The sequence below is a fragment of the Occultella kanbiaonis genome, from assembly GCF_009708215.1.
GTDB lineage: Bacteria > Actinomycetota > Actinomycetes > Actinomycetales > Beutenbergiaceae > Occultella > Occultella kanbiaonis.
In genome coordinates this window covers 1,682,675-1,696,465 of record NZ_CP046175.1, presented here as the reverse complement: position 1 = coordinate 1,696,465, position 13,791 = coordinate 1,682,675, and the positions used below count along the sequence as shown (strand labels likewise).

Below are 13,791 nucleotides of genomic sequence, written 5' to 3'. Positions count from 1 at the left end.
ATCGGGGTTTCGGTTGCCTCATGACACGCATCGGGTTCCATGCAAGCCACGAGCAGGCCTCGCCGCGGCAGTTGCTCCGAGATGTGCAGCACGCCGAACGCGTCGGATTCGAGATGGCCATGTGTTCCGACCACATCGCGCCCTGGAGCTCCCGCCAGGGCCACTCTGGCAACACGTGGACCTGGCTGGGAGCCGCGCTCGCGCTGACCAGGTTCCCGATCGGCAGTCTCGCCATTCCCGGGTCGCGTTATCACCCGGCCGTGCTGGCCCACCAAGTGGCGACCCTCGCCCAGATGTTCCCCCACCGGTTCTGGGTCGCACTGGGTACCGGCGAGGCTTTGAACGAACACATCACCGGCGAGCACTGGCCGCGTAAGGAGGTTCGGGTGCAGCGGCTCGAGGAGAGCGTGGCGATCATCCGCTCCCTGTTGGCCGGCGAGGAGGTCAGCAGGGACGGGCCGGTCCGGGTCGATCGAGCCCGACTCTGGGACCTGCCCGAGGAGCCACCAGATCTGCTCGCTCCGGCGATCTCGGCAGTCTCTGCCGCGCGGGTCGCCGCCTGGGCCGACGGCCTGGTGACCGTGGTCCAGCCGGTCGACACCCTGCGTGAGGTGGTCGCGGCATACCGCGGCGCCGGCGGGCCCGGACGGCTGGCACTCCAGTTGCATCTGTCCTGGGCACCCACCGAACAGGAGGCCTTGGCGCTGGCACACGACCAGTGGCGAAGCAACGTGTTCGCCCCTCCCGCGCCGGCTGACACCGCGACCACCGAGGCTTTCGACGCGTTCTCCGAGCGGGTCCCACCGGACTCGGTCACGGAGACGGTGCGGGCGTCGGCGGATCTGGGACGGCACCGCGCCTGGATCGGTGAGTATGCCGACCTCGGGTTCGACGACATCTACCTGCACCACGTGGGCCAGGCCCAGGATGCGTTCCTGGACGCATTCGGCGACCAGGTCCTGCCCGCGGTGAGCGACGGAGGACAGCGATGAGAACCACCCGGACGAGCGACCTGTGGTGGAAGAGCTCGGTGATCTACTGCCTCGACGTGGAGACCTTCCTGGACTCCAACGGTGACGGGACGGGGGACCTGACTGGCCTCGCGCAACGGATCGACTACTTGGCACAGCTCGGGATCAACTGCCTGTGGCTCATGCCCTTCTACCCCAGCCCGGACCGCGATGACGGCTATGACATCACGGACTTCTACGGCGTGGACCCACGGCTCGGCAACCATGGCCAACTCGTGGAGGTGGTGCGGACTGCGCACGATCGCGGGATGCGAGTCATCGCCGATCTCATCATCAACCACACCTCGGACCAGCACCCCTGGTTCCGGTCGGCCCGGCGGAGCAGGAACAGCCAGTATCGGGACTACTACGTCTGGCGGGACACGGAGCCACCGGACACGAGCGGCGAGGTCGTCTTCCCCGACCAGGAGGAGTCCATCTGGGAACGCGAGGAGAAGACCGAGTCGTGGTACCTCCACCACTTCTACCGGCACCAACCGGATCTGAACGTGGCCAACCCGCTGGTGCGCGAGGAGATCCTGCGAGTCATCGGGTTCTGGCTGGAGCTCGGCATCGATGGCTTCCGGGTCGATGCGGTCCCGTTCTTCATCAAGGACGCCGAGACGCTCAGCGCCAACGCCAAGGAGCCAGCGGTCCCGGACGACCCACACCAGATCCTGAGGGAGATCCGTGCGTTCCTGACCCGTCGTAAGGGCTCGTCGATGATGCTCGGGGAGGTCAATGTCCCCCGTGCGGAGCAGGTGGAGTACTTCGGCGGCGACGCCGGCGACGAGGTGACCATGATGTTCGACTTCATCGCCATGCAGGCCCTGTACCTTTCCCTCGCCCGGGGGGATGCGACGCCACTGGCCACGGCCCTCGAGGATCGGCCACTCATCCATCCCACCTGCCAGTGGGCCAACTTCCTGCGCAACCACGACGAGCTCACCCTGGACAAGCTGACCGACAAGGAGCGCCAGGAGGTGTTCGCAGCCTTTGGCCCCGAACCGCAGATGCAGCTCTACGGACGCGGTCTCAAGCGCCGGCTGCCGACGATGCTGGCCGGTGACCCACGCCGGCTCAGGATGGCCTACAGCCTGATGTTCTCCCTCCCGGGCACACCCACGATCTACTACGGCGAGGAGATCGGGATGGGTGAGGACCTCGCCGCCGAGGGACGCATGGCCGTACGTTCTCCCATGCAGTGGACCGACGGGCGAAACGGCGGGTTCTCGGCCGCGTCGCCCGGCCGGCTGATCCAGGCCGTGGTGCGCGACGGGTACGGGCCGGACCACGTCAACGTCCGCGACCAGCGCCACGACCCCGAATCCATGTGGACCTTCATGCGGGAGCTGATCGCCGTGCGACGTACCTGCCTCGAGCTGGGCTGGGGTGAGTTCTCGGTGCTCACCACCGATGCTCCTCAGGTGTTGGCCCACCGCTGCGCCCTGCAGGGCTCGGCCGTGGTGGCGATCCACAACCTCGGGCCCGATCCGGTCACGGTCGAGGTGCCGCTGCCCCACCTCGACGAGCCGGACCAGATCGTCGACCTGCTGGCGCGCGACGGGGTCTCACGGGGTGTCGGCACGCTCGAGGTCGCGCTGGGCGGCTACGACTACCGGTGGTACCGGATCGGGGGCGAGGGACTGATGGGGCCCTAGTGCCTGGGGGCAGGCAGTCGCCGCGGTCAGCGTCCACGCGGCCGGGCACCAGCGTTAGCGTCACCTGATCGCGCCCATTGACCGGCCTCGGACCAGCTGCTTCTGCGCCACCCAGCCGGCGATGACCACCGGCAACGAGGCCGGCAGCGACGCCGCGGAGAGCTGCGCCAGGAACGGACCCTCACTGGTCATCGTCGAGGTGATGAAGATCGGCACGGTGGCCGCCCGAGATGCCGTCAGGTTCAGCGCGAAGAAGAACTCGTTCCAGGCGAAGATGACGCAGATCAGCGCCGTCGCCGCCAGGCCTGGCGCCACCATCGGCATCAGCACCGTCCGATACACTCAGATGAGCAAGCGCGCTCGCTCATCTGAAAGCCACCGAGGAGGCTCTCGTGCCCGACGTCGACGATCCTGAGCTGCTGCGCGAGGTCAGCGTGGACTTCTACCTGGACGGCCGCTCCAAGGTGGAGATCGCCAAGGAGCGCGGGCTGTCCCGCTTCCAGGTGGCGCGGATGCTGAACCTGGCACGCGATCTGGGCATCGTGCGGATCGAGATCTCCACCCCGGCCCATCTGGACAACTCCACCGGAAGCGCCCTGGCGCGGGCCCTCGGCGTGCGTGAGGTGATCGTCTCATCCGGCGGCTCCGGCACATCGCCACGGGACGCCCTGGCCCGTGCGGTTGCCCGCACGCTCGTGGATCGGGCCGAACCGCAGATGACGATCGGCGTCTCCTGGTCCCGGACCATCGAGCTCGCCGCCGCGCACATCGACCAGCTACCGCCGTGCGACGTGGTGCAACTCGTCGGCGCCCAGCCGGTGGAGGGCAGCGGCAACTCGCTCGAGATGATCCAGCGCTTCAAGAGCCTTCCGGGCGTGCGCACCTGGCCGATCTGGGCCCCGCTCGTCGTCCAGGACGAGGCCACGGCCACCGGCCTGCGCGCACAACCCCAGATCGCCCGTGCCCTGGAGCGTGCGGACCAGCTCGACATAGCCGTCGTCGCCGTCGGGGGCTGGTCGTCGGAGTCATCGACCGTGTACTCGAACGTGAGCAAGTCCGATATCGCCGACGCCGCCGCCGCGGGCGCGGTCGGCGAGTGCTCGGGTCACCTGATCGACGTCAACGGCCAACTCGTGCCGACGCCGCTGAACAGGCGGATCGTGGGCGTCGGCCTGGACCAGCTGCGCCGCGCCCCCGAGGTCATCATCAGCGCCCACGGCGCAGCCGCCGCCCGGGCCGTGCGCGCAGCCATCCGCGGCGGGATCGGCTCCACGCTCGTGCTCGATCCGGCCGCGGCCGCTGCCCTGACCGAGATCCTGCGCGACGAGTCCGCGGCGGCATCGGTCGACTGACCGGGCCAACGCCGGAACTCTCGCGGTGCCGCTCAGTCGAGTTCAGTGTCGTCCAGGTTCTCGAGGGTCACCCGGGCCCCGTCGCGGTGCAGCGAGGCCAGGGCCGAGCGGTACGGTCCGACGAACCGTTCGTCGTCGACGATGTCACCGAACAGGTCCCGGTCGCGGATGAACGCCAGATCATCCTCGGCCTGTGTCCGCGCGACGGCGGTGAGCCGCTCGGCGAGCCGGTCCACGACCTCGATCGGCTCCCCTGCTTCGTCGACGCCTTCGGCGTAGCGGGCCCAGCTGGCCACGATCGCGGCCGAGAGCCGCACCTCGCCACCGGCGGCGAGGTTCTCCCGGATCACCGGGACGAGCCACTTCGGGATCCGGTCGGAGGACTCGGCGCACAGCCGGGCGAGCGTGTCGCGGACGTTGGGGTTGGAGAACCGCTCGATCAGAGTGTGCTTGTAGTCGGTGAGGTCCACGCCCGGCACCGGCCGCAGCGTCGGAGTCCCCTCCCGGTCCATGTAGGCGAGCAGGAACGCTGAGAACAGCGGGTCCTGGCACGCGTCGTGGACGAGCCGGTAACCGGCCAGGTATCCGAAGTAGGCGACCGCCTGGTGGCTGGCGTTCAGCAGGCGCAACTTCATCAGCTCGTACGGCATCACGTCCTCGACCACCTGCACGCCGACGTCCTCGTACGGCGGGCGGCCGCCGGCGAACTTCTCCTCCAGCACCCATTGGGCGAACGGCTCACACACCACCGGCCAGCCGTCGGAGATGCCGAACCTCTCGGCGACCAAGGCGCGGTCGTCGTCGGTGGTGACCGGGGTGATGCGGTCGACCATGGAGTTCGGGAACGGCACTTCTGCCTCGATCCAGTCGGCCAGCTCGGCGTCCTTTACCCGGGCGAACGCGACGAACATCTTGTGCGCCACCTCGCCGTTGCCCTGGATGTTGTCACAGCTCATCACGGTGAACGCAGGCGTGCCGCGGTCCCGACGCCGGCGCAGCGCCTCGGTCACGTACGCGAAGGACGTGCTGGGCACGGCGCCGTCGACCAGGTCCGCCTGGACCTGGGCATTGCCCAGGTCGAACTCGCCCGTCACCGGGTTGACGTTGTAGCCGCCCTCGGTGACCGTGAGGGAGACGATCCGCACCTGCGGGTCCGCCATCTTCTCGATGGCAGCCTCAGGGTCGTCGGGTCCGTACAGGTAGTCGACGATGGAGCCGATCACGGTCGGCTCGATCGTGCCGTCGGCGTGCTTGAGGACGAGGGTGTACAGGCCGTCCTGGGCCTTCAGCGCGTCCCGCATCCGCACGTCCCCGGGCAGCAGACCGAGCCCACAGATCGCCCAGTCGAACGCCTTCCCCTCGCGCATCAGCCGGTCGAGATACATCGCCTGATGCGCCCGGTGGAAGCCGCCGACACCGATGTGCACGATCCCAGCGGTCAGCGCGGACCGGTCGTAGCCTGGCACCGCAACGGATCCACCGAGACTCTGAACGGTCTCATCCTTGAGCAGAGTCATCGTTGGCTTCCTTCGTCCGACGTACGTTGAGCCGACGATATCAGGTGAGCGACGACGCCATCACAAATGAGCGCGCGTCCTCGAAGCCCTCGGGCTGTGCATCCACCACCTTCGGGCTTGCGCCCGCCACGGACACCACGCCGGTCGCGTTCGGCTCGCGATCCGGAATGGCAGGACCGCTGCAGGATGACAGCACCAGCGTGGCCACCAGCACTCCAGCCACGATCAGCGGTCGATGCGTCATGCCTCACCTCTTGTGCGCGTCGGTGGCGGCGGGCGGATCCGGCGTCACCGCGTCGGCGGTTCGGGCCAACCCGCAAGCGTTCCGATGACAGCCAGGCCGAGCCAACGACCCCGGAACACCAGGTTCGACGACGTGCCGGTGACGTGCAACTCCCAGGGCGCCGTGGCGAACTTCGGCCGAGAGGAGCGGATGCGGGGCCGTGCGTCCGTCAAGGTGAGCTCGTTCAGGGGAAGCATCCGCCTGTGTTCCGACCCGTCCATGTAGTTGATCCATGCTTGCTCGACGGAACACTCGACTGGACTCCACCCGGCCAACGGCGAGAGCCATGGCGCCTGTCCTCGCACTGCCACCTCGACTCCGTCGATGTAGTCGTTCGAGTCCTCCGCCTCAGCTGCCCACGCACCGGCGAGACCACCCGACGGCAGACTTCCGGTGACGATCTGGACAAGGGCGTCCACTGACATCGCGACCCGCCAGGGCCACGTCGCTGCCTCAACACGCCAGCCGATGATCTCCTCCGCGGCCACCATCACGACTCCCGGGGGTCACCGCGACGCCGACTGTGCCGACCGCCTCCACCTCGGTGGCGATGCTCGTAAACGAGGTACCCGACCGCCGCCGCCGATAGCAATGGACCGATCACGAACAGCAGGATCGCACCGAGGAGCTCGCCACCGTCGACCAGATGCACCTGGTCCCCCACACCGAGAGATGGCGCAGAGTTCTCCGCCGCGACCACTCGGCGTGCAGTCCACGGCTTTGGTCGTGAAGACACCCGCGACGCCCTCGCCTCGGGCGACCGTGAGGGCAGCAGGAAGGTTGTGCAGAGCCTCCGCGAGGATCAGGACTCCCCCTACTGCGAGCATGATCAGAAGAGCGGTATGGCCAACTCTGGCCAGCTGGTCCACTCGCTCCCATGCGCCTACCGGCATCAACCCTCCCTGGTTGTGACCGGCACGCTGTCTGCGCCGTTCCCGCCGCAGCGTATTCGCCACGCCCAGGTCGTGGGGCTCGTTCAGGACTCGCACGACCGACCTCGCGCGGCGACCACTCGTCGCAGATCGAGCGGGGCCGGGCCGGTGCCTCAGGTTCTGGCGAGCGCCTGCGCGATGTGCGGAGCCAACGCACGGAACGCACGGCCCCGGTGCGAGATCGCGTTCTTCTCCGCGGCGGTGAGCTCCGCGCACGAGCGGGTCTCGCCGTCGGGCTGCAGGATCGGGTCGTAGCCGAAGCCGCCCTCCCCGCGTGGGGCGGTGAGCAGCGTGCCCCGCAACTCCCCCAGCTCGACGTGCTCATGCCCGTCCGGGGTGACCAGTGCGGCCGCGCAGACGAAGCCCGCGGCCCGGTGCTGGGCGGGCACGTCCCCGAGCTGGGCCAGGAGCAGGTCCAGGTTCGCCCGATCATCGCCGTGTCGGCCGGCCCAGCGCGCCGAGAAGATCCCGGGCGCGCCGCCGAGCACGTCGACGGCGAGGCCGGAGTCGTCGGCGACGGCCACCAGGCCGGTGTGTGCGGCCAGGGCACGTGCCTTGATCAGCGCGTTCTCGGCGAAGGTCACGCCGTCCTCGACCGGCTCGGACGCGCCGGTCTGCGCGGCTCCGACGACCTGCTCGGGCGCGAGCGGCGTCAGCCCGGCGAGGATCGCCCGGAGCTCGCCCACCTTGTGGGCGTTGTGGGTGGCGAGCACGAGCCGGGGCGCACCGGCCTGCGGGACGGAAGGGCCGCCGTCGGGCGTGCTGTTCACTGTGCCAGCGCGCCGAGGGGACCCGGCGCCGGGCGCCGGGCGAGCGGCACCTTGAGCGCCTCGGCCTGCAGTTCGGTCAGTCGCGCGGTGCCGGCGACGGCGAGGTCGAGGAGCGCGTTCAGCTCGGCCCGGTCGAACGGGACGCCCTCGGCGGTGCCCTGCACCTCGACGAACGAGCCCGACCCGGTCACGACGACGTTCATGTCGGTCTCGGCGCGCACGTCCTCGCTGTAGGGCAGGTCGAGCATCGGGGTGCCCTCGATGATACCGACGCTGACGGCGGCGATGGAATCGGTCAGGACCGTCGCCTTCTTGGCGACGGCCCCGTTCTCCCGGCCCCAGGCGATCGCGTCGGCGAGCGCGACGTACGCGCCGGTGATCGCCGCCGTGCGGGTACCACCGTCGGCCTGGAGCACGTCGCAGTCGAGCACGATGGTGTTCTCACCGAGCGCGGACACGTCGATGACCGCGCGCAGGGAGCGGCCGATCAGCCGGGAGATCTCATGGGTGCGGCCGCCGATGCGGCCCTTGACCGACTCCCGGTCCGAGCGGGAGTTCGTGGACCGGGGCAGCATCGAGTACTCGGCGGTGACCCAGCCCTGCCCGGAACCCTTGCGCCAGCGCGGCACACCCTCGGTGAAGGACGCCGTGCACAGCACCCGGGTGCCACCGAACTCCACGAGCACCGACCCCTCGGCCTGGTCGGACCAGCCGCGGTGGAAGCGCACCGGGCGCAGTTCGTCGGGTCGTCGGCCATCCGCGCGGGTCACATCAGTCATGGACACGAGCCTAAGCCAGCGGGGCACTCGGTCCGCACCGCCCGGAATGGTGTCGCGCCGCGCCGGGTTGGCATGGGTGATGACGTCCGAACTGCTCCCGATCTCCATGCTCGACCGCTCCCGAACCCGGGTCGGCGAGGAGCCCGGGTACGCGCTCGCCGCAACGGTGCGCCGGGCGCAGCGGGCCGAAGCCCTCGGCTTCCACCGGATCTGGGTCGCCGAGCACCACAGCGTGCCCGGCATCGCGAGCGGGCATCCGCCGACGCTGATGGCCGCGGTCGCCGCGGCGACCCGGTCCATCCGGGTGGGCTCGGGCGGCGTGATGCTGCCGAACCACCGGCCGCTGCAGGTGGCCGAACAGGCGCTCATGCTCGAGGCTCTGTTCCCGGGCCGGATCGACGTCGGGCTGGGCCGCTCGCTCGGATTCACGAAGCCGGTCCGGACCGCGCTCGGCGTCGAGGGCTACTCCCCGGAGGACTTCGCCCGGGACCTGACCGCGGTGCATGCCTTCCTGCACGGCACCGGCCCGGTCACCGCCATGCCTCCGCTCCCGGCGCCACCGGGCATCCACGTGCTGGCGACCGGAGCCGGCCTCGGCGTCGCCGCCGGGCTCGGCCTGCCGGTGGTGGTGGGTGGTCCGGTCCTGTTCGGCGACCTGCGTGCGCTCGCCGAGTACCGCAGCACCTACCGACCGAGTCCCGCCTGGCCGCAGCCGCGGGTGACGATCAGCCTCGAGGTGATGATCGCCGGGACCGCCGAGCGGGCCCGAGAGTTGCTGTTGCCCGAGGCGGTGGCGCTCGCCGAGTCGCGGACCACCGGCTCGTTCGGCCCGTTGCGCGCGGTGCGCACCGCGGAGGCGGACGCCCTCCCCGAGAGGGTGCGCTCCGCCGTCGGGCGTCAGCTCGCCCAGGCGGTGCACGGCACCCCGGCGCAGGTGCGCGCCGAACTCGGCGAGTTGGTCCGGCGCACCGGCGCCGCCGAGGTGCTGGCGTCGACCTCCACGTTCGACCACGACGCGCTGGCCGCGGCGGACGCCGCCCTGGCGGAACTCGCGGCCTGATCAGCCGGTGTTCTGCAGGCCGGCGGCCACTCCGTTCACGGACAGCATCATGACGCGCCGGAGCTGGGCGTCGGTGGCCTGGTCGGAGCCGTCCGTGGAGCGCAGCGCCCGCAGGGCACGCAGTTGGATCAGGGACAGGGCGTCCACGTAGGGGCTGCGCAGCTGCACGGCCCGGCCGAGCACCCGGTGCCCGGCGAGCAGCCGGTCCTGACCGGTGATGTCCACGATCCACTGGCGGGTCAGGGCCATCTCGTCGAGCACCAGCTCGGCGAGGTCGTCGCGGTCGCCCAGGGCGAGGTAGCGACGGGCGATCCGCTCGTCGGTCTTGGCCAGGGACATCTCGACGTTGTCGATCATGGTGGCGAAGAGGGGCCACCGGGCGTAGGCGTCCCGGAGCACGCCCGTGTCCCCGACGGCCGCGAGCGCGGTGCCGAGACCGAACCAGCCGGTCAGGTTGATCCGGGCCTGCGTCCATGCGAACACCCACGGGATGGCCCGCAGGTCCTCGAGCGACTCCACGCTGAGCCCGCGGCGGGCCGGCCGCGAACCCAGGGGCAGCCAGCCGACCTCCTCCTGCGGGGTCACCTGCGCGAACCAGGCGGGGAACCCGTCCGCCTTGATCAGCTCGAAGAAGCGCTCGCGGGAGGCCGAGTCCATGCGGGCCGCGACGTCCGCGAAGTCCCGGGCGGCGCCGGCGTTGCGGTCCGCGATCGCCGGAGTGCCCTGGAGCAGCGTCGCGGCGACGACCTGCTCGATGTGCCGGGCCGCGATCACCGGGTTGCCGTAGCGGGCGAAGATGACCTCACCCTGCTCGGTCAACTTGAACCGGCCGTCCACCGACCCCGGCGGCTGGGCCAGCACGGCCCGGTTCGCGGGGCCGCCGCCGCGGCCGAGCGCACCGCCGCGGCCGTGGAAGAGGGTGAGCCGGATGTCGTTGGCCTCGGCCCACGCGGCGATGCGGCTCTGCGCCTCGTAGAGGGCAAGCGTGGCCGCGACCGGGCCGACGTCCTTGGAGGAGTCGGAGTAGCCGAGCATGACCTCGACGCGGCGCCCGGTGGCGGCCAGGCGGGTCTGCACCTGCGGCAGGCTCAGCATCTCGTCGAGCACACCGGGCGCGGCCTGCAGGTCCGCGAACGTCTCGAACAGCGGGATGACGTCGAGGACCGGCGCCTCCTCGGGTGACCCGAGGGCCTCCTCGGCGAGCCGGTACACGTTCGCGAGGTCCTGTGCGCTGGTGGTGAAGGAGACGATGTAGCGGCGGGCGGCGAGCTGCCCGTAGCGGCGCTGGATGGATGCGACCGAGCGCAGCGTCTCCAGCACCTCCTCGCTCATCTCCCCCAGCGGAGTCCCGGCGTCGATCTCGGCGAGCGTGGCTGCGTGCACCTTCGAGTGCTGCCGGACCTCGAGCTCGGCGAGGTGGAACCCGAACGTCTCCACCTGCCAGATCAGGTGCTGCACCTCGCCGTAGGCCTTGCGCTCGTCTCCCCCGCCGGCGAGGGAGGCCTGCACCACCCGCAGGTCCGTGAGCAGTTCCTCGGGTCCGGTGTAGGCCAGGTCCGCGTCCCGACGGCGGGTCGCGTCGATGCGCTCGGCGATCACCAGCATCACCTGCCGGTGCGGCTCGTTCGGGGACCGGACGGCGATGTCCGCCGTCAGTTCGCCGGCGAGCCGGCGCTGCCGGCTCCAGAGCGCCTCGAGGTCCGCCGAGGCGGGCGTGGTGCCGCCGTCCAGGGTGAGGCTGCGCCCGACGCGCTGGGCCACCCGCTCGAGCCCGACAAGTACGTGCTCGGCGGCGATGGCCGCGGCGGCCCGGGTGACCGACGCGGTGACGTTCGGGTTGCCGTCCCGGTCCGCCCCGATCCAGCTGCCGAGCCGCACGAACGCGGGCGCGACCGGGATCTTGCGGCCGTCCGGATCGGAGTCGAGCAGCACGTCCAACTCCCGGTAGACCTTCGGGAGCGTCGTGAACAAGGTCTCGTCGAACACGCCCATGGCGGTGCGGACCTCGTCCAGGGGGGTCGGCTTCTCGGTGCGCAGCGGGGAGGTCCGCCAGAGCGTGTCGATCTCGGAGAGCAGGTTGCGACGGTTCTCCTCGAGTGCGTGCGGTCCCCGGCGGGGGTCGTCCCGCTCACCGATCAGGTCGGTGATGCGGCGGATCGACGCGGCGACCGCGCGGCGCCGGGCCTCGGTCGGGTGCGCGGTCAGGACGGGGCGGAACTCCAGTTCCGAGACCCGGCGGCGGGCTTCGTCCGCGCCGACCTGGTCCACCAGGAACGCCAGTGCGGACTCGAGGGTCTCCTCCGGTGCGCGTGCGGGCGCCTTCGCGGCGGTGTCCCGCGAGCGCAGCGTGCGCACCCGGTGGTACTCCTCGGAGAGGTTCACGAGGTGGAAGTAGCACGTGAAGGCCCGGGCGACCTCCTCCGCACGCTCCAGGGTGAACGTCTCCACGAGAGCCTCTGCGTCGTCGAACGCACCGGTGTCCGAGCCGGAGTAGGCGGCGATGGTGAGCTCGCGCAGCCGCTCGACGTCGGCGAGCAGGTCCGGCCCGCCGCTCTCGGTGAGGATGATGCCGAGCAGTTCGCCGAGCAGCCGCACGTCGTGACGCAGGGCGTCCGGCATGTCCTGCCGAGCACCCGTGCGCGAACCGGACGCGATGCCGGTGGCGGGGGTCTGCGGAGTGGTCGAGGATGCCTCACTCGAGGAATTCATGGCTCGAGCGTACCTACGGGGCGGCCCTTCGCCGTCGGGCGTCTCACCGAGCGAGCCCGGGCCCGCCTCAGAGCTTCCAGACGGCGCCCGGCTCGGCCAGGTCCACCGGCCCGGAGTACGCCGTGAGCGCCTCCGCGTGCACGGTGGCCGGGGAGGTCCACGGCGGGAGATGGGTCAGCACGAGCCGGCGCGCGCCCGCCCCACGGGCGAGCTCCCCGGCCCGCCGACCGGTCAGGTGGATGCCGCGGACCGTGTCCCGGCCCTCCTCGAACGCGGCCTCGCTGAGCAGGAGGTCGGCGCCCTCGGCGGCCTCGGCCACCCCGGCGCACGCGTCGGTGTCCCCGGTGTAGGTGATCACCCTGGTGCCGTCACCGTTCTCGGCGGGACCGGAGATCCGCATCGCGTAGGCGGGGGTGGGGTGCCGCACCACGAACGCGGCGATGCTGAGCGGGCCGATCCGCACGGGGGCGGCCGGGTCCCAGGTGAACACCCGGAACTGGTCGTCGGGAGTGTCGGAGTCCCCGCAGATCTGGGCCAGCCGGGCCTGGGTGCCCTCCGGCCCGTGGATGTCCACGCGGGGGTGCGGGGCGCCGGGTCCGTACTTCAGGTACACGTGCAGGGCGGCGGTGTCGACGACGTGGTCGGCGTGCAGGTGGGACAGCAGCACACCGTCGAGGGTCGCCGGGTCCCCGTGGCGCAGGAGCTGCCCGAACGCGCCGGAGCCGAGGTCCAGGAGCACCCGCCAGGTGCGTCCGTCGTGATCGGCCTCGACCAGGTAGCAGGAGGACGCCGAGTCCGGCCCCGAGACGGACCCGGACGAGCCGATGACGGTGAGCCTCATGAGGTGGCCTCCTCGTCGGCCACCACGATCCGGGGATCTCCCCGGTGACCTCGGCGGCGCTCTCGGCGCCCACCTCGGGGCCGAGGAACCGGCGGGCCAGGCGGGTGAAGCCGCGCGGGTCACCGGTCGCCAGGAACCGGTGCTCCGGCGGGCTGGCGGCGGTGCGTTCGAGGTCGTGCGCGACGAGCTCGCGGTAGACGTCCTTCGCGGTCTCCTCGGCGCTCGAGACGAGCGTCACGCCGTCGCCGACGACGTATTGGATCACGCCGGTGAGCAGCGGGTAGTGGGTGCAGCCGAGCACGAGCGTGTCCACGTCCGCGGCGGTGACCGGGGCGAGGTAGTCGCGGGCCGCCTCGAGCAGTTCCGGTCCCGAGGTGATGCCTCGTTCGACGAACTCCACGAACCGCGGCGCCGCGGCGGTGACCAGGTTCAGGTGGGGTGCGGCCGCGAACGCGTCCTCGTAGGCGCGCGAGTCGACGGTGGCGCGGGTGCCGATGACGCCGACCCGGCCGGTGCGGCTGGTCGCCACGGCGCGACGCACGGCCGGTGCGATGACCTCGACGACCGGGACGCCCATGCCGATCGTGTACCGTTCCCGGGCGTCACGCAGCACCGCGGCGGAGGCGGAGTTGCACGCGATGACGAGCATCTTGACCCCGGATCGGACCAGATCGTCCATGATCGTCAGGGCGTGCGCACGCACCTGGGCGATCGGCAGCGGACCGTACGGGCCGTTCGCCGTGTCACCGATGTAGAGGGTCGACTCGTTCGGCAACTGGTCGATGACGGCTCGTGCCACTGTGAGGCCGCCGACGCCAGAGTCGAAGATCCCGATGGACGCGTCATTCACGCGATTGAGGGTAGCCCGGTGCGGCGA

Annotated in this window: 10 protein-coding genes and 2 pseudogenes; 4 read left to right on the top strand and 8 right to left on the bottom strand. The window is 70.9% G+C overall.

Annotated features, from left to right (window positions below; translation table 11 throughout):
* The first annotated feature begins 20 nt into the window (after window positions 1-20).
* The gene (locus GKS42_RS07500; protein WP_154793277.1) at window positions 21-992 is read left to right on the top strand and encodes a TIGR03885 family FMN-dependent LLM class oxidoreductase; all 972 of its coding nucleotides are present in this window, start codon (window positions 21-23) and stop codon (window positions 990-992) included.
* Entirely contained in the window at window positions 989-2,671 is a 1,683-nt protein-coding gene (locus GKS42_RS07495) for an alpha-amylase family protein (RefSeq protein ID WP_154793276.1), read from the top strand. Before GKS42_RS07500 ends, GKS42_RS07495 begins: the two co-directional genes overlap by 4 nt.
* Before the next feature lie 60 nt (window positions 2,672-2,731).
* Here GKS42_RS07495 and GKS42_RS07490 read toward each other — a convergent pair.
* A pseudogene (locus tag GKS42_RS07490) lies at window positions 2,732-3,007 on the bottom strand (carbohydrate ABC transporter permease); the annotation flags it as partial.
* 56 nt (window positions 3,008-3,063) lie between these two features.
* On the opposite strand from GKS42_RS07490, the gene GKS42_RS07485 reads away from it, so the two are divergent.
* Window positions 3,064-4,023, top strand: coding sequence for a sugar-binding transcriptional regulator (locus GKS42_RS07485; protein WP_154793275.1), 960 nt, complete (start codon window positions 3,064-3,066; stop codon window positions 4,021-4,023).
* Between the two features lie 32 nt (window positions 4,024-4,055).
* On the opposite strand, the gene GKS42_RS07480 is transcribed toward GKS42_RS07485, so the two are convergent.
* The 4 genes from GKS42_RS07480 to rph form a co-directional block, all read right to left on the bottom strand.
* Window positions 4,056-5,540 (bottom strand): mannitol dehydrogenase family protein, encoded by a 1,485-nt coding sequence (locus GKS42_RS07480; protein ID WP_154793274.1) that lies wholly within the window; start codon window positions 5,538-5,540, stop codon window positions 4,056-4,058.
* A 40-nt stretch (window positions 5,541-5,580) separates the two neighbouring features.
* A complete protein-coding gene (locus GKS42_RS07475; protein WP_154793273.1) occupies window positions 5,581-5,784 on the bottom strand; it encodes a hypothetical protein in 204 nt (67 codons plus the stop codon).
* A 1,084-nt stretch (window positions 5,785-6,868) separates the two neighbouring features.
* On the bottom strand, window positions 6,869-7,525 hold the full coding sequence (gene rdgB / locus GKS42_RS07470; RefSeq protein WP_154793272.1) for an RdgB/HAM1 family non-canonical purine NTP pyrophosphatase: 657 nt from the start codon (window positions 7,523-7,525) through the stop codon (window positions 6,869-6,871).
* On the bottom strand, window positions 7,522-8,304 hold the full coding sequence (rph, locus tag GKS42_RS07465) for a ribonuclease PH (RefSeq protein ID WP_154793271.1): 783 nt from the start codon (window positions 8,302-8,304) through the stop codon (window positions 7,522-7,524). The genes rdgB and rph overlap by 4 nt, the downstream gene beginning before the upstream one ends.
* A gap of 79 nt (window positions 8,305-8,383) precedes the next feature.
* Here rph and GKS42_RS07460 point away from each other — a divergent pair, with 79 nt between their 5' ends.
* On the top strand, window positions 8,384-9,364 hold the full coding sequence (locus GKS42_RS07460; protein ID WP_154793270.1) for an MsnO8 family LLM class oxidoreductase: 981 nt from the start codon (window positions 8,384-8,386) through the stop codon (window positions 9,362-9,364).
* Here the strand turns inward: GKS42_RS07460 and GKS42_RS07455 are convergent, their stop codons facing one another.
* The 3 genes and pseudogenes from GKS42_RS07455 to murI form a co-directional block, all read right to left on the bottom strand.
* On the bottom strand, window positions 9,365-12,073 hold the full coding sequence (locus GKS42_RS07455) for a phosphoenolpyruvate carboxylase (RefSeq protein WP_154793269.1): 2,709 nt from the start codon (window positions 12,071-12,073) through the stop codon (window positions 9,365-9,367).
* 67 nt (window positions 12,074-12,140) lie between these two features.
* Window positions 12,141-12,914: an MBL fold metallo-hydrolase gene (locus GKS42_RS07450; RefSeq protein WP_154793268.1), complete on the bottom strand. Its 774-nt coding sequence runs from the start codon at window positions 12,912-12,914 to the stop codon at window positions 12,141-12,143.
* A gap of 64 nt (window positions 12,915-12,978) precedes the next feature.
* Window positions 12,979-13,764, bottom strand: a pseudogene (gene murI / locus GKS42_RS07445) (glutamate racemase); the annotation flags it as partial.
* Window positions 13,765-13,791 lie beyond the last annotated feature (27 nt).

Excerpts from the sequence above, each read along its gene's own strand:
- GKS42_RS07480 (WP_154793274.1), bottom strand. The coding sequence starts at position 5,540 with ATGACTCTGCTCAAGGATGAGACCGTTCAGAGTCTCGGTGGATCCGTT.
- GKS42_RS07475 (WP_154793273.1), bottom strand. The coding sequence starts at position 5,784 with ATGACGCATCGACCGCTGATCGTGGCTGGAGTGCTGGTGGCCACGCTG.
- GKS42_RS07455 (WP_154793269.1), bottom strand. The coding sequence starts at position 12,073 with ATGAATTCCTCGAGTGAGGCATCCTCGACCACTCCGCAGACCCCCGCC.
- GKS42_RS07500 (WP_154793277.1), top strand. The coding sequence starts at position 21 with ATGACACGCATCGGGTTCCATGCAAGCCACGAGCAGGCCTCGCCGCGG.
- GKS42_RS07460 (WP_154793270.1), top strand. The coding sequence starts at position 8,384 with ATGACGTCCGAACTGCTCCCGATCTCCATGCTCGACCGCTCCCGAACC.
- GKS42_RS07450 (WP_154793268.1), bottom strand. The coding sequence starts at position 12,914 with ATGAGGCTCACCGTCATCGGCTCGTCCGGGTCCGTCTCGGGGCCGGAC.
- rph (WP_154793271.1), bottom strand. The coding sequence starts at position 8,304 with ATGACTGATGTGACCCGCGCGGATGGCCGACGACCCGACGAACTGCGC.
- GKS42_RS07495 (WP_154793276.1), top strand. The coding sequence starts at position 989 with ATGAGAACCACCCGGACGAGCGACCTGTGGTGGAAGAGCTCGGTGATC.